Source organism: Mycobacterium sp. 3519A, from assembly GCF_900240945.1.
Taxonomy (GTDB): Bacteria; Actinomycetota; Actinomycetes; order Mycobacteriales; family Mycobacteriaceae; genus Mycobacterium.
In genome coordinates this window covers 104,114-122,170 of sequence record NZ_OESG01000014.1, presented here as the reverse complement: position 1 = coordinate 122,170, position 18,057 = coordinate 104,114, and the positions used below count along the sequence as shown (strand labels likewise).

The 18,057-nt window shown below is 68.0% G+C and carries 17 protein-coding genes; 8 read left to right on the top strand and 9 right to left on the bottom strand.

The window, feature by feature from the left end:
• The 4 genes from pssA to C1A30_RS21730 are packed head-to-tail and all read right to left on the bottom strand — an operon-like array spanning position 1 to position 3,735.
• Positions 1–855 (bottom strand): CDP-diacylglycerol--serine O-phosphatidyltransferase, encoded by an 855-nt coding sequence (gene pssA, locus C1A30_RS21745; RefSeq protein ID WP_101950479.1) that lies wholly within the window; start codon positions 853–855, stop codon positions 1–3.
• Positions 852–1,550, bottom strand: a complete 699-nt coding sequence (locus tag C1A30_RS21740) for a phosphatidylserine decarboxylase (protein WP_101950478.1) — start codon at positions 1,548–1,550, stop codon at positions 852–854. The genes pssA and C1A30_RS21740 overlap by 4 nt, the downstream gene beginning before the upstream one ends.
• A 41-nt stretch (positions 1,551–1,591) precedes the next feature.
• Positions 1,592–2,815, bottom strand: a complete 1,224-nt coding sequence (gene glp / locus C1A30_RS21735; RefSeq protein ID WP_101950477.1) for a gephyrin-like molybdotransferase Glp — start codon at positions 2,813–2,815, stop codon at positions 1,592–1,594.
• Positions 2,815–3,735 (bottom strand): SDR family NAD(P)-dependent oxidoreductase, encoded by a 921-nt coding sequence (locus C1A30_RS21730; protein ID WP_101950476.1) that lies wholly within the window; start codon positions 3,733–3,735, stop codon positions 2,815–2,817. Before C1A30_RS21730 ends, glp begins: the two co-directional genes overlap by 1 nt.
• Before the next feature lie 47 nt (positions 3,736–3,782).
• Between C1A30_RS21730 and C1A30_RS21725 the strand changes: the two genes are divergently transcribed.
• Genes C1A30_RS21725 through C1A30_RS21715 form a run of 3 tightly spaced genes read left to right on the top strand, consistent with a single transcriptional unit; the run spans position 3,783 to position 6,162 of the window.
• A complete protein-coding gene (locus C1A30_RS21725) occupies positions 3,783–4,256 on the top strand; it encodes a nitroreductase family deazaflavin-dependent oxidoreductase (protein ID WP_101950475.1) in 474 nt (157 codons plus the stop codon).
• Positions 4,253–4,735: a PH domain-containing protein gene (locus tag C1A30_RS21720; RefSeq protein ID WP_101950474.1), complete on the top strand. Its 483-nt coding sequence runs from the start codon at positions 4,253–4,255 to the stop codon at positions 4,733–4,735. Before C1A30_RS21725 ends, C1A30_RS21720 begins: the two co-directional genes overlap by 4 nt.
• Positions 4,736–4,767: 32 nt before the next feature.
• Positions 4,768–6,162, top strand: a complete 1,395-nt coding sequence (locus C1A30_RS21715) for a PH domain-containing protein (RefSeq protein ID WP_101952786.1) — start codon at positions 4,768–4,770, stop codon at positions 6,160–6,162.
• Here the strand turns inward: C1A30_RS21715 and C1A30_RS21710 are convergent.
• Entirely contained in the window at positions 6,072–7,499 is a 1,428-nt protein-coding gene (locus tag C1A30_RS21710; RefSeq protein ID WP_142392642.1) for an NAD(P)/FAD-dependent oxidoreductase, read from the bottom strand. The genes C1A30_RS21715 and C1A30_RS21710 overlap by 91 nt on opposite strands.
• A 148-nt stretch (positions 7,500–7,647) precedes the next feature.
• Between C1A30_RS21710 and C1A30_RS21705 the strand changes: the two genes are divergently transcribed.
• A complete protein-coding gene (locus tag C1A30_RS21705; protein WP_101950473.1) occupies positions 7,648–8,463 on the top strand; it encodes an HAD-IIA family hydrolase in 816 nt (271 codons plus the stop codon).
• On the opposite strand, the gene C1A30_RS21700 is transcribed toward C1A30_RS21705, so the two are convergent.
• Positions 8,458–9,150 carry a peptidase E gene (locus C1A30_RS21700; protein WP_255413284.1) on the bottom strand — a complete coding sequence of 231 codons (693 nt, stop codon included), beginning with the start codon at positions 9,148–9,150 and terminating at the stop codon, positions 8,458–8,460. The genes C1A30_RS21705 and C1A30_RS21700 overlap by 6 nt on opposite strands.
• A 59-nt stretch (positions 9,151–9,209) precedes the next feature.
• Here C1A30_RS21700 and C1A30_RS21695 point away from each other — a divergent pair, with 59 nt between their 5' ends.
• Complete coding sequence (locus C1A30_RS21695; RefSeq protein WP_101950471.1) at positions 9,210–9,680, top strand: SRPBCC family protein; 471 nt, start codon at positions 9,210–9,212, stop codon at positions 9,678–9,680.
• Here C1A30_RS21695 and C1A30_RS21690 read toward each other — a convergent pair.
• Positions 9,677–11,512, bottom strand: a complete 1,836-nt coding sequence (locus tag C1A30_RS21690; RefSeq protein ID WP_101950470.1) for an Hsp70 family protein — start codon at positions 11,510–11,512, stop codon at positions 9,677–9,679. The two genes, C1A30_RS21695 and C1A30_RS21690, sit on opposite strands and share 4 nt — an antisense overlap.
• 187 nt (positions 11,513–11,699) lie before the next feature.
• On the opposite strand from C1A30_RS21690, the gene C1A30_RS21685 reads away from it, so the two are divergent.
• The 3 genes from C1A30_RS21685 to C1A30_RS21675 are packed head-to-tail and all read left to right on the top strand — an operon-like array spanning position 11,700 to position 15,744.
• Complete coding sequence (locus C1A30_RS21685; RefSeq protein ID WP_142392641.1) at positions 11,700–12,686, top strand: IniB N-terminal domain-containing protein; 987 nt, start codon at positions 11,700–11,702, stop codon at positions 12,684–12,686.
• Positions 12,687–12,713: 27 nt separating this feature from the next.
• Entirely contained in the window at positions 12,714–14,606 is a 1,893-nt protein-coding gene (locus C1A30_RS21680) for a dynamin-like GTPase family protein (protein ID WP_101950468.1), read from the top strand.
• A gap of 31 nt (positions 14,607–14,637) precedes the next feature.
• Positions 14,638–15,744, top strand: a complete 1,107-nt coding sequence (locus C1A30_RS21675; RefSeq protein WP_101950467.1) for a hypothetical protein — start codon at positions 14,638–14,640, stop codon at positions 15,742–15,744.
• On the opposite strand, the gene C1A30_RS21670 is transcribed toward C1A30_RS21675, so the two are convergent.
• Positions 15,741–17,423: a DEAD/DEAH box helicase gene (locus tag C1A30_RS21670; RefSeq protein WP_101950466.1), complete on the bottom strand. Its 1,683-nt coding sequence runs from the start codon at positions 17,421–17,423 to the stop codon at positions 15,741–15,743. The two genes, C1A30_RS21675 and C1A30_RS21670, sit on opposite strands and share 4 nt — an antisense overlap.
• 80 nt (positions 17,424–17,503) lie before the next feature.
• Complete coding sequence (locus tag C1A30_RS21665) at positions 17,504–18,001, bottom strand: cupin domain-containing protein (RefSeq protein WP_101950465.1); 498 nt, start codon at positions 17,999–18,001, stop codon at positions 17,504–17,506.
• Positions 18,002–18,057: the final 56 nt, after the last annotated feature.

The following is an 18,057-nucleotide window of genomic DNA, read 5'->3' as shown; positions in this document are numbered from 1 at the left end:
TCAGCGGCCCGGCCTGCGCAGGCCGAGTCTCAGATTGGACCGGCGGCGCTGCGGACCTGTCGCCCGCCGGATCGCCCGCCGCGCGGCGCGCTGTTGTCGTGGCTTGTCGTCCCATATCTCCGGATGTTCGGCCAAAAACCGTCTGGTGCGAATCGCGAACGGGATGTGGATGACGTAGGCCGCGATGATCGCCAGGATCGTCAGGTAGCCGTAGAAGATCGACGCCGCGACCAGGACTACCACGCCGAGCAGCAGCAGCGGAACCATGTTGGGCGACACCGAGAAGGTGTGGATCTTGCGCATCGGCAGGGTGCTGACGACCAGCAGCGAGACGCCGATGGTCCAGATCACGACCGCCGCCTCCGACGTCCACCAGCCGTCGCCGAACTGCATCTTGGCGGCCAACGGACCGATGGCACCGATCGCGCCCGCCGGGGCGGGCATGCCGACGAAGTACTCCTTCTCGTATGCGGGCTTGTCGACGTCGAGCATCGCGTTGAACCGGGCCAGCCGCAGCACGATGCACACGGAGTACACCAGCACGACGATCCACCCGATACGCGACTGCGACAGCAGCGTCCCGTACACGATGAACGCAGGCGCCACACCGAAATTCACCGCATCGGCCAGTGAGTCGATCTCCTCGCCCATCCGCGAAGTGGCCTTCAGGATCCTGGCGATGCGGCCGTCGAGCGCATCGAGGATCGCGGCCACCGCCAGAAACGCCATCGCCTCGGTGGGGCGGTTGTCGAGCGCCATCTTCACCGACGTCAGCCCGAGGCAGATCGCTGCCACCGTCATGGCGCTCGGCAGGATCTTCAGGCTGACGACGGGCGCCTTGATGCGGGGCTTCACGGCAACTCGGCCAATACGGTTTCGCCTGCCAGCGCGCGCTGCCCGGTGGACACCATGATGTTGGCGCCAGCGGGCAGGTAGGTGTCCAGCCGCGACCCGTAGCGGATCAAGCCGTAGGTGTCGCCGATGGTGAGCTTGTCACCCGGCTTGGCATCGCACACGATGCGCCGCGCCACCAGGCCGGCGATCTGCACCGCAATCACCTCCACGCCCTCCGGCGTCCGGATCAGCACGCTGTTTCGTTCGTTGTCCTCGCTGGCGGCCTCCAACTCCGCGGACCCGAACGCCCCTGGCCGATGCACGACCGAGATCACCTCACCGCTGATCGGGGCCCGCTGCACGTGCGCGTCGAAGATCGAAAGAAAAATGCTGATGCGCGGCAACGGCGTTGCGGGCAGGCCAAGTTCGGCGGGCGGCGCCGCCTCCTCGATCAGACAGATCAAGCCGTCCGCGGGCGCGACGATCACACCGGGGCGCGTCGGTGGTACCCGAGGCGGATGCCGGAAGAACGCCGCATTGGCCGCGGCCGACGCCAGGCCTGCGCGGCGCAGCCATGGTCGGTTACGGCCGAGCGCGGCGAGCGCCAGGCTGGCGCCGACGAATGGCAGGCCCGCCGAGTGCATCGGCGGAACAGTGGTACGCACCAGCGCCGCAAGCCGCTCGGGGCCGGATTTGAGGTCGGGGCGTCTGGCCATCGTGCGCCGATTCTACGGGCGTGCCGTTTCGCCGATCGGCCTTAGGCCAAGTCCCACACGTGCACCGGCGAACCCGCCGACAATTCGGAGACGTCCTCCTCGATCTCCAGCAGGCAGTCCGCCGATGCCAGCCAGCGCAGATGGTGTGAGGCGGGCGGACCGTAACTGGTGACCGTGCCCGCGTCGCGGTCCAGCACGCCACGCCGGAACTGACGCTTACCGCGAGGTGAGGTCAGGTCTTCGGCCAGCACCGCGGTGCGGCGTGGCCGGTCCGGGTTCGGCAACCCCATCGCGGTGCGCAGCGGTGCCCGGACGAACACCTCGAACGACACCAGTGCGCTGACCGGGTTGCCGGGCAGCGTGATGATCGGCGTGCCGTTCACCGAGCCCGCGCCCTGCGGCATGCCGGGCTGCATCGCCACCTTCACGAAGTCGACCTCACCGCCGCTGCCCGATGTCGCCGGCCCTCCGGCTCCGAGCGAGTCCTTGACGACCTCGTACGCCCCGGCGCTGACGCCGCCGGTGGTGATGATCAGATCGGCGTCGCCGCTGTGCGCGGTCAACGCCTCACGAAACGCCGCCACGTCGTCGCCGACCATCGGCGCGGCGATCACTACTGCGCCTGCGTCGCGCACGGCCGCCGCGAGCATCACCGCGTTGGACTCGTAGATCTGGCCGGGCTGCAACGGCGTGCCTGGCGCCACCAGTTCGGTGCCCGTCGACATCACTAGAACCCGTTGTCGCGGAACGACTTCCAGCTCACCCAGCCCCAGCGCAGCCGCCAAGCCGAGTGCGGCGGGGCTGAGCACCTGATCGGCCCGCAGCACGGTGGTGCCCGCCGTGACGTCCTCACCGGCGCGACGGACGTGTTGGCCCGCTGCGGCGGCCGCGCGGACGGACACGGTGTCGACAGCGCCGTCGGTGGCCTCGACCGGCACCACCGCGGTGGCGCCGGCAGGCAGCGGTGCGCCGGTCATGATGCGGTGTGCGGTACCGGGTTTCAGCGTCAGCGGATCGGTACGCCCGGCCGGGATGTCCTCGACGACCGGAAGCAGCACAGGCTGCTCCTGCGATGCGCCTGCGACGTCGTCGGCAAGCACGGCGTAGCCGTCCATCGCCGAGTTGTCGAACCCCGGCAGCGACAGTGGCGCGACCACGTCGGACGCCAACACCATGCCGAGCGTCTCTGCGAGTGGCAGCGCGACGGCGGGCTTCGCGGTGATCAGCCCGGCGACCACGCGCCGGTGTTCGTCTACGGTGCGCATCAGACGGGGAACTTCACGCCGGTGAGTTCTTCGGACACCGCCCACAGCCGCCGCTGGACGTCCTCGTCGTGCGACTGTGCGCTGGAGGCAACGACTTTCGGATGGCCCCGCTGTTCGGCGAAGCCGCCTGGCCCGTAGTACTGGCCGTTGCGCGCGCTCGGATCGGTGGCGGCGCGCAGCGTGGGCTCGGCGCCCATCTCCGGCCCCTGGGCGATGAAGTTGGACCAGAAGAACTGGCTGACCTGCCTGATGCCGGTGGGCATGTTGCGCAGCAGGTCGGTATCGGCTGCGCCGGGATGGGCCGCGAGCGCGACGGTCGGGGTGCCCTTGGCGGTCAGCCGCCGGGCCAGCTCGTAGGTGAACAACAGGTTGGCGAGTTTCGACTGGCCGTATGCGACGACGCGGTTGTAGTTGCGGTCCAGGTTGAGGTCGTCGAAGTGGATCTTGGCGCGGATGCGGTGTCCGACGCTGCTGACCGTCACCACGCGGGAACCCTCGACCGGCAGCAGGTTGTCGAGCAGTTGACCGGTGAACGCGAAGTGGCCCAGGTGGTTGGTGCCGAACTGCAATTCGAAGCCGTCCTTGGTGGCGGCCTTCTCGGTGTACATCACGCCTGCGTTGTTGATCAGCAGGTCGATGCGGGGAAAGTCGGCGCGCAACTGGTCGGCGGCCTTGCGGATGCTGTCCAGCGACGTCAGGTCTAGTTCCTGCACGGTGACCACGGCGTTGGGGTGTGCCGCGCGGATCCGGTTGGCCGCGTCGTTGCCCTTGTCGAGGTTACGCACGGCCAGCACGGTGTGCGCGCCCTTGCCTGCGAGTACGGCGGCGGCGGCGTAACCGATGCCGGTGTTCGCCCCCGTCACGATGGCAACCCGGTCGGACTGGTCCGGCACGTCGGCTGCGGTCCACTTGCTGCTCATGCGCTCAACATACTCAGGCCCCAACGGTTAGTTTCGTTGTCGTGGGGATGCGAGCGGTCGCGGTGGTGGTCGGCACCGTGGTCGGTGCCGTCGTGGTGTTGCTCTCGGTGCTGCTGGCGGGGCTGCGGTGGCAGGTCGGACCGGCCGTGGACGCGATCCGGCGGATGAACCGGTCGGTGACCAATCCGCGGGTGATGCGCACCGCGGGCACCCCGCAGACCCAGACGTCGGTCATCGAACACATCGGGCGCAACTCGGGCCGCAGTTATCAGACGCCGGTCGACGTCATCGAAACGCCGACAGGTCTGCTGATCGCGCTGCCGTACCGCACCCGCGCCGATTGGCTGCGCAATGTGCAGGCCGCCGGGTCCGCCACCGTCGTGATGCAGGGCAGGCGCATCACCGTCACCCGGCCGACGGTCGTCGCCACCGCGGATGTCGCGGACCAGATTCCGAAGCGGACGATGCGGATGTTGCGGCTGTTCGGCGTCGGGCAGTTCCTCCATCTCGAAAAGTCATGAACCTGATCGAGCCTGCGAACCCGCCAAGCCGCAAGGCGCCTCTGGTGTGGGCGATCGGTGCGGCGATCCCCTGGCTGATGTTGGCGGCGGGACAGGCGGTGTGGTTCGTCCTGAGCCCTCGACCGCTGTGGGTGCACGTCGTGGCGGCCGTCGCGACCGCGCTCGCCGTCGTCGTGTTCGTGGTGGTGGTCCCGCTGTGGCGATATCGCGTGCACCGCTGGGACATCGACGCCAAAGCGGTGTACACCCGGACAGGCTGGCTGGTGCAGGAGCACCGCATCGCGCCGATCTCCAGAGTGCAGACCGTCGACACCGAACGCGGTCCGCTCGACCAGTTGTTCGGGCTGGCGAACGTGACGGTGACGACGGCGTCGTCGGCGGGGGCGGTGCGCATCGTGGCACTGGATTTCGAGGTGGCCGAACGCGTGGTGGCGCAACTGACCGACATCGCGGCGCTCGGCGGCGAGGACGCGACGTGACCGCACCGCAGTGGCAACGCCTCAGCCCGCGCATGCTGCTGGTGCATCCGGTGCACGAGGTGCTCCGTCAGATACCGCTGTTGATCGGGTCGGTGGTGCTGGGCTCGGCGACGGGCAATCCGCTGTGGACGCTGTTCGGCCTCGCGCTGATTCTCGGCTACGGCGTGGCCAGGTGGTTCACCACCAGCTACCGGATCGACGCCGAGGAGGTGCAACTGCGCACGGGTGTGCTGCAGCGCAAGGTGCTCTCCGTGCCGCGCAACAGGATTCGCTCCGTGTCGACCGATGCGCGGCTGTTGCACCGGCTGCTCGGGTTGACGGTACTGCGGCTGAGCACGGGTCAGGAAGCCAGCGGCGACACCGCGTTCGCGCTCGACGCCGTCGAGGCGAGCCAGGTGCCGCGGCTGAGGGCCATCCTGCTCGCGGAGTCGTTGGCGCCGGTCGAAGAAGCCGTCGGCCGTGAGTTGGCGCGCTGGCAGCCGTCCTGGCTGCGCTACAGCCCGCTGAGCTTCACCGGACTGGCGATGATCGCCGCCGCGGCAGGCGTGATCTATCAAGCGGGAGTCGGTGCCGCACTGCAAGATTCGCGGTTGGCCCGGTCCGGGCTGGACGCTGCGCAGCGGTTCGGCGTCGCCGCGAGCATCACGGTGGCCGCCGTGGCGATACTGGTCGCGTCGGTGGTGTTGTCGGTGCTGCGCTCGTTGGTGACGTACGGAAACCTGGTGCTGCGCCGCGACGCCGATGTGCTGCATCTGCAGCACGGCCTACTGAGACTGCGCGAGCACACCTTCGACATGCGCAGGCTGCGGGGCGGAACGCTGCGCGAGCCGCTGTTGGTGCGCATGTTCGGCGGGGCGCGGTTGGACGCGGTGATGACCGGTGTGGGCGGTGCGGGGGAGGCGTCGGTGCTGCTGCCGCCGTGCCCGCGGGCGACCGCCGAGTCGGTGCTGTCGGGGTTGATCGAGCGACCCGACGTGGTGACCGGCGGACTGCGCGCACATGGGCCGGCGGCGACCCGCAGGAGGTGGACGCGGGCGTTGACGCTGCCCGCGGTGCTGCTCGTCGCGATGGCGCTGCTGCCGACGCCGGGCTGGGTGTGGCCGCTGTGGGCGGTGCTGACGGTCTGTTGCGTGTTGCTGGCGGCCGACCGCTCGCGCGCGCTCGGCCATCGGGTCGACACCGACTGGCTGGTGGCGCGGGCAGGCAGCCTGGACCGGCGCCGGGACTGCATCGCCGCCGCCGGCATCATCGGGTGGACGGTGCGCCAGACCCTGCTGCAGCGCCGCGCGGGGGTGGCCACGTTGGTGGCGGCCACGGCGGCGGGGGTCAAGAGGTATCAGGTGATCGACGTGCCCGCCGAGCTGGCCTGGGCGATTGCGGGCTCCGCGTCGCCGTGGGTCGCCGAGAGCAGCTGGGCGGAACGCTGACGGCCTCTACCTGCCCGGAACACTCGGAACATGAAGTGCGGCAACAACAATTGCATCGGCGAGTCCATCATGCCCATCACCCGCAGAAACCTCAGCGTCACGACGGGATCGCGTTCGGCCGCAGTCATCACCCGGTCCAGATAGCGATTACTGAGTCGGATCGACAGCGGTGCCTGTCCGTCGACTTCGGGAAGCGCGAGATCTGAACCGACAGCGGTCTGCCACGCGATCCGGATCTTCTTCGCGGTGGCGCGGAAGTACCGTCGCGGAAGGTCTTTGTCGCCGCGCTGCAGACACTCTCGCAGCACAAGCGCTTCGATCGCCGCGACCGTCATGCCTTGTCCGTAGATCGGGTTGAAGCTGCAGACCGCGTCGCCGAGCACGATCAGGCCGGCAGGCAGTCGCCGCATCTTGTCGTAGCGTCGCCATCGGTTGGACGGCACACGGTAATTGGTGACCTCGCCAACCGGTTCTGCGCCCGCGAACGCTGCCAGCACGCCGGTGGGCGCCAAACCATCTGCGAAAGCCAGCATCTCGTCCGATGTGTGCGGTGGCTCCAGCCCCGCCATGGCACCCACCGCGAACATCGCCGTGTCGTTTTCATAGCGGATCGCCGCGAACATCTTGGTCCTGCCCGGCTCCGGCATGACGGCGATGAAGTTCTCCTTGACGGCACCGGGTGCAATGCGCACCGGTTGGCAGGCGTACGCCAGGTGGACGATCACCTCGTCCTCGTCGGGCCGGTCATACCCCAGTTGCTCGAGGAAGACCGGGGTGCGCGAACCGCGCCCGGTGGCGTCGACGACGAGGTCGCCGCTCAGCGTCGTTGTGTGTTGGTTGTCGCGGTCGACAACCTCGACCCCCGTCACGCGGCTGCGGTCGGCCGTCGACGTCAGTGCCACCACATCGTGATGCTCGAGGATGGACACATTGCCGATGTCCCGCATTCGCTGCAGCACTTGCCATTCGAGCAGCGGCCTGCTCTGGAAGTAGAACGGCATCGACTCCGGGTCCGGCGTCCGGCCCGCCCTCAGGAACTCGTGCCCGCTGACCGAGAAGCACAGGTTGGCGTAGTCGCCGTCCCACTTGCTCGCCCCGTTGGCCACCAAGTCGTCGAGCACTCCCGGCAGCAACTCGTCGAGGATCTGCGCGCCACGCGCCAGCAGCGCGTGTATCAGCCGGCCCTGCGGAACTCCGCGGCGGCACACCGGATCGGTGGGCAGCACGTCGCGTTCCACCACCGTGACGGTGCGGTAGCTCTCCGAGAGAACCCTGGCCGCCAGCAGTCCGCCCATGCTCGCGCCAAGAACTATTGCCCGCTCACCCAGCACCGGCATGTCTCCCCCTTGCTCGCGATAAAGCCTGGTGAGAACAGTTTCAGGGGGTTGGCGGCGGGCCGATAGCGTACCCGGGTACTCGTATTTCGGCGCCGCGGGAGACCGACCACGATTTGCGCTGATTCGTTTGCCGTTTACTGTCGGGCCCATGGCGATTGGTGGCGTGCTGTTCGACATCGACGGCGTGCTGGTGACGTCGTGGAAGCCGATCGACGGCGCGTCGGACACTTTGCGAACGCTGGCCGAGCACCAGATCGCGTGCTCGTATCTGACCAACACCACGACGCGGACCAGGGTGCAGATCGCTGAACTGCTCACCGAGGCCGGGATGGCCGTGCGCGCGGACGAGGTGATCACCGCGGCCGTGCTGACCGCGGAGTACGTCCGCAACCGCTATCCGGACGCCCGCTGCTTCCTGGTCAACAGCGGGCAGATCGCCGAGGACATGCCCGGGATCGACATCGTCTACTCCAGCGAGTTCAGCGGACCCCGCGCGCCGGACACCCCCGATGTGGTGCTGCTCGGCGGCGCGGGTCCGGAGTACAGCCACCTGACGCTGTCCTGGGTCTACGACTGGATGGCGCAGGGCGTGCCGGTGGTGGCGATGCACCGCAGCACCGCGTGGACCACCACCGACGGGTTGCGCATCGACACCGGCATGTACCTGATCGGGATGGAGGAGACGTCGGGTCGCAAGGCCACCGCCGTCGGTAAGCCGGCGCCGGAAGGGTTTCTGGCGGCGGCGAGCCGTCTTGGCGTCGACCCCGACGAGATGTACATGGTCGGCGACGATCTCAACAACGATGTGCTGGCCGCGCAGGTCGTCGGCATGACGGGGGTGCTGGTGCGCACCGGCAAGTTCCGCCAGGACACGTTGGACCGTTGGGCCGCAGACGAATTCGCGATGCAGCCGAATCACGTGATCGATTCGGCGGCGAACCTGCCCGAACTTCTGGGGCTATAACCGACGGGTTGGTAGCCGTACTTCGCCGTCCTTGTCGACGAAATAGGCTGCGGCGCCGTCGCGTTCGCTGACCGCCTCGACGAATCCCGTCCCGCGGTAGAGCACCCCGGCGCCGTCGTCGGTGGCATAACCGGCGGGCAGCGTGCCGTCGCCGATCAGCCGTTGAAACAACGGGCGGCGCTGCGGTTCGGAGTCGTAGTGCACGCCGTTGGAGAACGGCACCAGTGCCAGGCCGTTGGTGATCGGCCGGAGCTGCGGGCCGAAGGAGTCGGTGGTGCCGCCGACGTGCCAGCAGATCGAGCCCGCCGAAATACCGGTCAGCACAACACCTTTCTGCCACGCGACGCGCATCGCGGCGTCCACGCCGTGTAGCCGCCACATCGCCAGCAGGCCCGCCGCGCTGCCGCCGAACACCCACACCACGTCATGGTCGAGGAGATGTGCGGTGATGTCGTCGACGTTCGGCATCGGGAACAGAGTCAGATGCGACGCGCCGAGCCCGCGGGTCTGCGCGGCGTCGATCAGCCGGTGCAGCACCAGTGGGTTGTCGCCGATCGCGGTGGCCACGAAGCACACGCGCGGCGCCCTGCCCGAGACACCGGCCAACTCGACCGCGAATTCGGTCAGTTCGCTGAGCTCGTAGCGGGTGCGCCTGCCCTCCCGGAATCCTCCGCTCGTCGCGAGGATGGTGGGCGCATCGGCGGGCCTGCCGATTACTTATCACGTCGGCGACGGTCTGTATCCACATGACTGAGAACATGAAAGCAACCGTGACGATCGAGGCGCCCGCACATGCCGTGTTCGACGTGCTGGCCGATCCGACCACGCACCAGGCGATCGACGGCACCGGATGGGTGCGTGAATCGCTGGACGGGAAGCCGTTGACCGATGTCGGGCAGGTCTTCCGGATGGCGATGTACCACCAGAACTACGGCGGGATGCACTACGAGATGGCGAATCGGGTCGAGGTGTTCGAGCCGCCGCGCGCCATCGCCTGGCTGCCCGGGCAAGGGGACGACGACGCCAATCTGGAGTTCGGCGGGTGGATCTGGCGCTACGACCTCGAGCCGGTCGGGCCCGACCGGACGGAGGTCACGTTGACCTACGACTGGTCGGGGGTGCCGGCCGCCACCCGCGAGCACATCGGTTTCCCGCCGTTCGAGATGTCGCATCTGGACAACTCGTTGAAGCACCTGGCGGATCTGGCGAGCGGCTAGATGCCGGGCAGCTGCGGCAGGGTGAACTGCGGGATCGTGATCTGCGGGGTGTCGACAGGCGCCTGAGTGTCGGTCGGGGCTTGGACGGCCGTGGGTACCTGCTCGGTCGGCTCCGGCGTCGCCACCTCGGCCGGCGTACTCACCGGCGTCTGCTCGGTGCTCACCGGCGCCGACGAAGTGGGCGGCTGCGAGGACGTGGGTTCGGTGGTCGTCGGCGTCGTGCTCGTGGTGGTCGTAGTCGACGTGGGGGTGGGCGTGGTCGTGGTCGTCGCCTCCGGTGGTGGTGCCTGCACTGCCGGCTTCGGCGCCTGGGGAGCCGCGGGTCGCTGCTGCACCCGCCGCGGCGGTGCCGGTGCCTGGCGAACGATCACCGGGGCGGGCGCCTGCACCACGCCGGGGGCGGGTGCGGCGGGCGGCGCCTCGGGCGGGACTGCAACGGGCACTACAGATGTCGCGGGCGCCGGCGCCGGGCCGGTGTGGCCGCTGCTGCTCGTCAACGTGTACGTCAGGCCGCCACCGGCAAGCAACACCGCCGCGGCGGCCGCCCCGAACAGCAACGTCGGTCGTCGGTACCAAGCCAGCGGGGTTTCCTCGGCGACGCTGTCCTCGTCGCGGAGGTACTCCAGTTGAGGTCGTGGGTCGTCGGGTTGACCCGCATACGGCGCGACGTCGTCTCCCGTGGCGTCCTCCGACCAGGCCAGCGCCCGGAAGGTTTGGCTCGCAGGGTTGTTGTCGTCGGTGGCCGCGGCCGCGGTCGCCACTGCCGCGGCCGGTGTCAACGTGGTCGCAGGCGCGGCAGGGCCGCGAGCGGCGATCAGCGCCGCACCCGCTGCCGCGGCGAGTTCCGGACGCGGACATGTCACCACCGGAATCCGGAAGTGCTGCGATAGGCGCTGGGTGACCAGTGGGATATTGGCGCCACCCCCGACGGTTGCGATGGCAACCATCTCGGCCACCGGAATCCTGTTGCGGTCCAACGTATTTTCCAGCGTCGTGAGCAGTCCGCGGAGCGGCTCGTCAAGCACATCCTCGAGTTCGGTGCGGGTCAGCCTGACGTTGGATCGGAAGCCCGGCAGTTCGGCGGTCAGCGTGGCGACGGTCTGTGCCGACAACGCCTCCTTCGCAGCGCGGCACTGATCGCGTAATCGGCTCAACGACAGCACCGCGCCGGTGCTGTCAGGATCGATGTTCGCCGCCGCTGCGACGCCTGCGAGCACGCGCGCGAGCACGGCCTGGTCGATCTGCTGCCCGGCGAAATCGGTGTCACGGACGGTGGCAACGATCGGTGCCCAGCCCGAGGCGGCGTCGGAAAGCGTGATGCTCGTTCCGGTCCCGCCCAGATCGAGCAGCGCGACGACGCCTCGCGACGGCAAGCCCGGATTGTCGTAGAGGGCCGACAGCGCGGCCGTCGCGTCGGAGATCAGCTGGGCCGAGGCGCCCGCCTTGCAGAGCCGGCCGTTCGCGGCCACATCGGTGTGGAACGCCGACATGACCCGCGAATCCCAATGCGCGGGAACGGAAACCGCAACGTCCTCAGGGGGGCGGCCGTTGCCGGTGAGGTGGGCCATGCTGTTGAGTGCCTCGACGAGCAGGCGGCCGGGGCGATGCGTCGAACCGTCGGCGGCCACCAACGGAATCGGGTCGCCCACACGCTCCACGAAGCCCGCCAGCACGATGCCATGTTCGGCGGAAGCCCGCTGGCCGGGCGCCCCGACTTCGGGTGGCCGGCCGGGGAAAAGGGTGAGAATCGAGCGATGCAGCGCCGGTGGCCCGGCCGATGGCACCGCTGCCAGGTTCGTCATGCCGGCCGACAACCCCAACGAATTAGTCATCGAAACCCCCCTCGCCGCGCCCGCTGGCGGCGACAAGTGTGCACCCAGCGCAGGTCAAAGGGGACGGCGAAGCCGGAATTGAAGGTAAATACCTTATTTCTTCGGTGCCGTCTGCGGTCATAACGTGCGCAGTAGGGGGCCGGGTAGCGCCGGCGCGCAATTTCGCTATCCGTTGGAAGGCACCATCATGGCCAATCTCGTCGACTACATCATGGATCTGTTCAAGGACCCGGGCAAAGCGGAGTCGTTTGTTGACAATCCCCAGGCAGCGTTGGCCTCGATCGGCCTCGGCAACGTCAGCCCCGAGCAGATCCAGGCCGTCGCCGCGATGGCCGCGCCGGGAGGTGCTGCGCTGCCCGCCGGTCAGGGCATGAGCGGCCTCCAACAAGCGGTCGCCAGCCATCACGGCATGCCCGCGCCCGCCCCGCAACACGTCGAGCACACGCAGCAGGGCAACGTCGCCGCGCCGATCACGCATACCTCCGGACCGTCCGGGCTGAGCGGATCCAGTCAGGGCGACGTCACACACACCACGTACGCGCCTCAGGCCAACGACTTGTCGAACCACGAAACCAACATCGACAGCCACAACAGCATGGGCGACTACATGAGCCCGCACATGGACGGCGTGCAACAGGGCGGCGGTGGTTTCAACCTCGGCGTGGACGTCGGCGACGTCACGCTCGGCGACAAGAACGTCGCGTCAGGTGACGGCGCGGTGGCGATGAGCGGTGACAACTCGGGCAGCATCGTCAGTGGCGACGGTGCGGTGCTCGGCGACGGCAACACCGTCCTCAACGGCGACATCGACGCAGGCGACGGTTCACCGATCACGTTCGGCGACGGCAACGACACCGACGCCACGTCGATGAAGGCCGGCGGTGACATGATCAGCGGCAATGACGGGCCGGTGCTCAACGGTGTGGACACCGGCGGCGGCAGCCTCGGCCTCGACAACAGCCACACGGTGTACGGCGACGAGAACAACACGGACATCGGCGGCGACATCGGTTCCATCGGTGGCGATCTGGACACCAGCCACGCCGACGACAACTCCGTCGACAACTCGTCGAACGACTACTCCAGCGGCCACAACGTCGACAGCCACGACGACAACAGCCAGCACAACCCGAACGTGTCGACCGACGTCTCGGCTGATGTCAGCCTCATCTGATCGGCCAACGTTCCCCACCACACGGCGATGACCACGCCGGCCGGCGATCCCCGCAACGTCAAGCTGATCGTCGAGCTCATCGACCACACCACGAAGATCGCCGACCTCAACGAGCGCGGCGATCTCGCGGAGCGGCTGGCCAGGGCGCGGACACGGATAGCCGATCCCCGCATTCGCGTGATCGTCGCGGGGCAGCTCAAGCAGGGTAAAAGCCAGCTGGTCAACTCCTTGTTGAACCTCAACGTCTGCAAGGTGGGTGATGACGAGTCAACCGCAGTCGCCACGGTGGTCAGCTACTCCGAAAAGCCTTGGGCGCGTTTGGTCGTAGCGCAACCGGACGAATCGGAACACTCCGAACCCGAAGTCATCGCCATCCCGACCAACGAACTGGGCAGCGACCTTCGCCGCGCGCCGCAAGCGGGCGGCCGAGAGGTGATCCGGGTCGAGGTGGGCGCGCCGAGCCCGATGTTGAAGAGCGGGTTGGCTCTGGTGGACACGCCGGGCGTTGGCGGATACGGGCAGCCGCACCTGGCGGCGACCCTCGGCCTGCTGCCCGACGCCGACGCCGTGCTGATGGTCAGCGACCTGAGCCAGGAGTTCACCGAACCAGAGATGACGTTCATGCGCCAGGCGTTCGAAATGTGTCCTGTCGCAGCGATCATCGCGACGAAGACGGACATCTACCCGCATTGGCGTGACGTCGTCTACGCCAACACCACGCATCTGCAGCGGGCCCGCATCGCCGCCCCCTTGATTCCGGTTTCGTCGATCCTGCGGTCACACGCATGCGCGACCAACGACAACGAAATCAACGAGGAGTCGAACTTCCCTGCCATCGTCCGATTTCTCGCCGATTCGGTGCTGTCGCGCCAGAACGATCGCATCCGGGACCAGGTACTTAACGAAATCGCCTCGGCTGCTGAGCATTTGACATTGTCGTTGAGTACCGAGCTCGAAGCGATCAATGACCCCAAGGCGCGTCAGCAGTTGACGGAGGATCTCGAGCGGCGCAAGCGGGAAGCGCAGGACGCGCTGGCGCAGACCGCGCTGTGGCAACAGGTGCTCAACGACGGAATCGCTGATCTCACCGGCGATGTGGATCACGACCTGAGAAGCCGGTTCCGAGCGATAAGCCAACATACGGAGCATGTCATCGACGGCTGCGACCCGACGGTGTGCTGGGTGCAGCTCGCCACGGAGTTGGAGGACGCGGTAGCGACCGCGGTCGGCGACAACTTCGTCTGGGCGTACCAGCGGGCACAGGCACTGGCTGACGAGGTCGGTGTGACGTTCGCCGAGGCCGGCATCGAGTCGGTGGACGCCCCGGTGATCAACGCCGGTCACATCGGCGCCAGTTTCGGCGGTGTGAAAGCTGTCGGCAAGCTCGAGGCCAAGCCGATTGGCAAGGGGCACAAGGTACTAACCGGTGTCAGGGGCTCCTACGGCGGAATGATGATGTTCGGCATGCTGACATCGCTTGCCGGCCTGCCGTTGATGAACCCGCTTGCGGTGGGAGCGGGTGTGCTACTAGGCCGCAAAGCCTACAGGGAGGATCAGGAGAACCGGCTCAACCGGGCCCGCGGCGAAGCGAAGATGAACATGCGTAAGTTCATCGACGACGTCTCCTTCGTGGTGACCAAGGAATCGCGCGACCGGCTCAAGGTGGTCCAACGTCAGTTGCGCGACCACTACCGCGAGATCGCGAACCAAGCCAACCGATCGCTGAACGAATCGCTGCAGGCGACGATCGCTTCGGCCCGGTTGAAAGAAGTCGAGAGCAACACGCGGGTAAAGGAACTCGAGCGGCAGCTCAAGATCTTGCGTGCTGTTTCCGAGCACATTTCGAAGTTGTCGCCCGGTGCCGCGGCCGGGAGCCCGGCATCACCCCAAGCAGCACCCGCGGTGGTGGCCGTCGGATGACTGACACATCCATCGCGATAGGAGAGCGCAGATGTCCATAAGTGATTTCATCAACGATCCGTTCGGCGAGGCCGCCAGGGCCGTGGCTGACCTGGCCCCCGACAGCGTGCGGGAAACCGTGCACGAGGCGAAGGAGACGCTGGCCGGCATGGCGCAATCGGTTGCCGATCCGACGACGCCGGATGCGAATGCCAGTGGCAGCGACTTCACGGACCCCAATTTCGACCTCGGCACCTACGTCAACGAGCACGGTATCGCAGGACCCGACCTCAAGTCGGCCGCCGGAATCATCGTGGACGACAAGGAGAATTGGGACACCAACGGCCCAATGGAACCGTCGCATCCCGGTACCGATTCGCCGCCCTCGGGCATCATCCATCCCGATCCGATGGCCGACGGGATAGCTCAGACCGCCGGCGAGCAGGCGCAAGGTTATGGGGCAGGCGGCGAATACGACGGCGGGCCCAGTGCGGGCAGCGATGTGTTCGGCGATGCCGGGACGCTCGGCGAGAACCCGATGAAAAACGACTGGCAGGTCGACATCGGGCCGGCGGAAGAGGCTGAGCCCGACCAGACCGCCGGTGAGCAGGCGCAGTACTCGGGCGCCGATGGTTATTGGGGGACATCGGATTACGGTGGTTCGGCCGCGGAGGAGGCGGCAGGCTCGGGCGTGAGCGCATACGGGCCGGGTGCGGATCCGAACTATTCGCTGAACCCGGTCGGCGAGGACGGTCCCGCGGCGCCGGACTACGGCCCCGGCGCCACGGGTGAGCTCGCAGGAGCGAGCGGTGAAGTGGGCGCGACGGAAAGCTACAGCCTCGGCGAGAACTCTATGCAGAACGACTGGCAGGTCGACATCGGGCCTGCGGAAGAGGCTGAGCCCGACCAGACCGCCGGTGAGCAGGCGCAGTATTCCGGTGCCGACGGCTATTGGGGTACATCGGATTACGGTGGTTCGGCCGCGGAGGAGGCGGCGGGCTCCGGCGTCAGCGCGTACGGCCCCGGTGCGGACCCCAACTACTCGCTGAATCCGGTCGGCGAGGACGGTCCCGCGGCGGCGGACTACGGCCCCGGCGCCACGGGCGAACTCGCAGGCGCGGGCGGCGAGGTGACCACCGAGGACGACAGCTTCTTCTAGGCCTGCAGGGTGCGCACCGCTTCGATGCGGGCCTTGAGCTGATCGGTCGTCGCGGCCGCGATCGGCGGGCCGCCGCACAACCTGCGCAGCTCGTTGTGGATCCAGCCGTGCGGCTTACCGGTGCGATGGTGCGCGATCGACACCAGTGTGTTGAGTTCGCGCCGCAGTTCCCGCAGCTGGCTGTGCGTCGACAGCCGCGGCACCTCACCCGTCGCGGTCCGCTTCGACAACTGCTCATCCTGCCTGCGCCGCAACAGATCCCGCATCTGGTCGGCATCGAGCAGCCCGGGGATGCCGAGATAGTCGGCCTCCTCCTCGCTGCCCGCCGGAGTAGCGGTGCCGAACGACGAGCCGTCGAAGATCACCTGATCCAGTTCGGCGTCGGCGCCCAACGATTCGAAGCCGTTGTCCAGTTCGCTCGGCTCGGACTTGCGCCGCTCGACGTACTCCTCGTCGCCTTCGGACTCGCGGTGCGGCTTGCCGAGCACGTGGTTGCGCTGGGCCTCCATCTCACTGGCCAGCAGCAGCAGGTTGGGCACCGACGGCAGGAAGATGCTGGCCGTCTCGCCGGGTCGCCGCGACCGGACGAACCGGCCGATCGCCTGGGCGAAGAACAGCGGCGTCGACGCGCTGGTCGCATACACCCCGACCGCCAGTCGGGGCACGTCGACGCCCTCGGACACCATCCGCACCGCCACCAGCCACGGGCTGGTGCCCGCCGAGTACTCCGCAATGCGTGCCGACGACCCGGGATCATCCGAGAGCACCACGGTCGGCGTCTGGCCCGTCAGCTTCGTCAACTCCGCGGCGTAGGCGCGGGCAGCGGTCTGGTCCGAGGCGATCACCATCGCGCCCGCGTCGGGCATGCCGCCCTCGCGAAGCTGCGTCAGGCGGGTGTTGGCGGCCTGCAGCACGGCGGGGATCCACTCGCCGGCCGGGTTCAGCGCGGTGCGCCAGGCCCGTGCGGTCTGCTCGGCGGTCAGCGGTTCACCGAGGCGCGCGGAATGTTCCTCGCCGGCGCTGTCACGCCACCGCGCTTCCCCCGAGTAGGCCAGGAACACCACCGGCCGGACCACCCCGTCGGCAAGCGCCTCGGCGTAACCGTAGGTGTGGTCGGCGTGCGAACGCATCAGGCCGTCGCCGTCGGGTTCGTAGGTGACGAACGGGATGGGGCTGTCGTCGCTGCGGAACGGCGTCCCGGTCAGCGCCAGGCGGCGGGTCGCGTCGGCGTAGGCCTCCCGGATGGCGTCGCCCCAACTCTTCGCGTCCCCGCCGTGGTGGATCTCGTCGAAGACCACGAGCGTGCGGTAGTTCTCGGTGCGGACCCGGTGCCGGGTCGGGTGGCTGGCCACCTGTGCGTAGGTGACGACGACACCGTGATACTCCGACGACGTCTGCGCCGACGAGTTGGAGAACTTCGGGTCGAGCGCGATGCCGACCCTCGCGGCGGCCTGCGCCCACTGCGTCTTGAGGTGTTCGGTGGGTACGACGACGGTCACGCGCTCGACGGTGCCGTCGGCCAGCAGCTCGCCGGCGATCCGCAAGGCAAACGTCGTCTTGCCCGCGCCCGGCGTGGCGACGGCGAGGAAGTCGCGCGGTTTGGCGCCCAGATAGCGCACCAATGCCCGACGCTGCCAGCCCCGCAAAGCCTGGGTGTCGGGCGCAGCATATGCCCGCACCCAAGACTCCTCACTGATCGGACAGCAGCCTAACGCAAGGGTTTACGGCCGCGCACGTTCGGTAGCGTGTCGTCGGCGTGTCACTCGACGAAGAAGTTGTCGTTGGCGATGAACCACTGCCTGCGCTCTTCGTCCGACATCTCGCCGAGCTGGGCGAACCCCTCGAAGTAGTGTTCACGCGGCGCACCGGGAGCAAACAGCATCAGCAGCGACGTCGGCTCGTCGGCCTCGTTGCGGAAACCGTGGATACCGCCGGGCGGAACGTAGAGGAAATCGTTCGTACGCCCGTCGGTCCAGTCGCGGCCGTCGTACAGCTTGACCGTCCCCGACAGCACGAAGAACGCCTCGGACATCGCGCGGTGGAAGTGGGGGCCGGGGCCGCCGCCGTTGGGCGCGATGTCCACCCGGTACAGGCCGTAGTCGCCGCCGGTGGCCTGCTGGTTGGCCAGATAGTGGTACTTCACCAGCCCGAAGGACTCGTAGTCCGGCGGTTGATCCCCTGAGCGCAGCCATGCGCTGACTTCGGGTTGGTCCTTGGTGTAACGCGCTGGCGGGTACGGCGGCACGATCAGAGACATCGCAACCAAGCCTAGCGATGCGCCTTGGAGCAACCGCGCACCACCGACACAGCAGT

Coding starts and splice junctions, on each gene's coding strand:
- C1A30_RS21740 (WP_101950478.1), bottom strand. CDS start 1,550: ATGGCCAGACGCCCCGACCTCAAATCCGGCCCCGAGCGGCTTGCGGCG.
- glp (WP_101950477.1), bottom strand. CDS start 2,815: ATGCGCACCGTAGACGAACACCGGCGCGTGGTCGCCGGGCTGATCACC.
- C1A30_RS21730 (WP_101950476.1), bottom strand. CDS start 3,735: ATGAGCAGCAAGTGGACCGCAGCCGACGTGCCGGACCAGTCCGACCGG.
- C1A30_RS21725 (WP_101950475.1), top strand. CDS start 3,783: ATGCGAGCGGTCGCGGTGGTGGTCGGCACCGTGGTCGGTGCCGTCGTG.
- C1A30_RS21720 (WP_101950474.1), top strand. CDS start 4,253: ATGAACCTGATCGAGCCTGCGAACCCGCCAAGCCGCAAGGCGCCTCTG.
- C1A30_RS21715 (WP_101952786.1), top strand. CDS start 4,768: ATGCTGCTGGTGCATCCGGTGCACGAGGTGCTCCGTCAGATACCGCTG.
- C1A30_RS21710 (WP_142392642.1), bottom strand. CDS start 7,499: ATGCCGGTGCTGGGTGAGCGGGCAATAGTTCTTGGCGCGAGCATGGGC.
- C1A30_RS21705 (WP_101950473.1), top strand. CDS start 7,648: ATGGCGATTGGTGGCGTGCTGTTCGACATCGACGGCGTGCTGGTGACG.
- C1A30_RS21695 (WP_101950471.1), top strand. CDS start 9,210: ATGACTGAGAACATGAAAGCAACCGTGACGATCGAGGCGCCCGCACAT.
- C1A30_RS21690 (WP_101950470.1), bottom strand. CDS start 11,512: ATGACTAATTCGTTGGGGTTGTCGGCCGGCATGACGAACCTGGCAGCG.
- C1A30_RS21685 (WP_142392641.1), top strand. CDS start 11,700: ATGGCCAATCTCGTCGACTACATCATGGATCTGTTCAAGGACCCGGGC.
- C1A30_RS21680 (WP_101950468.1), top strand. CDS start 12,714: ATGACCACGCCGGCCGGCGATCCCCGCAACGTCAAGCTGATCGTCGAG.
- C1A30_RS21675 (WP_101950467.1), top strand. CDS start 14,638: ATGTCCATAAGTGATTTCATCAACGATCCGTTCGGCGAGGCCGCCAGG.
- C1A30_RS21665 (WP_101950465.1), bottom strand. CDS start 18,001: ATGTCTCTGATCGTGCCGCCGTACCCGCCAGCGCGTTACACCAAGGAC.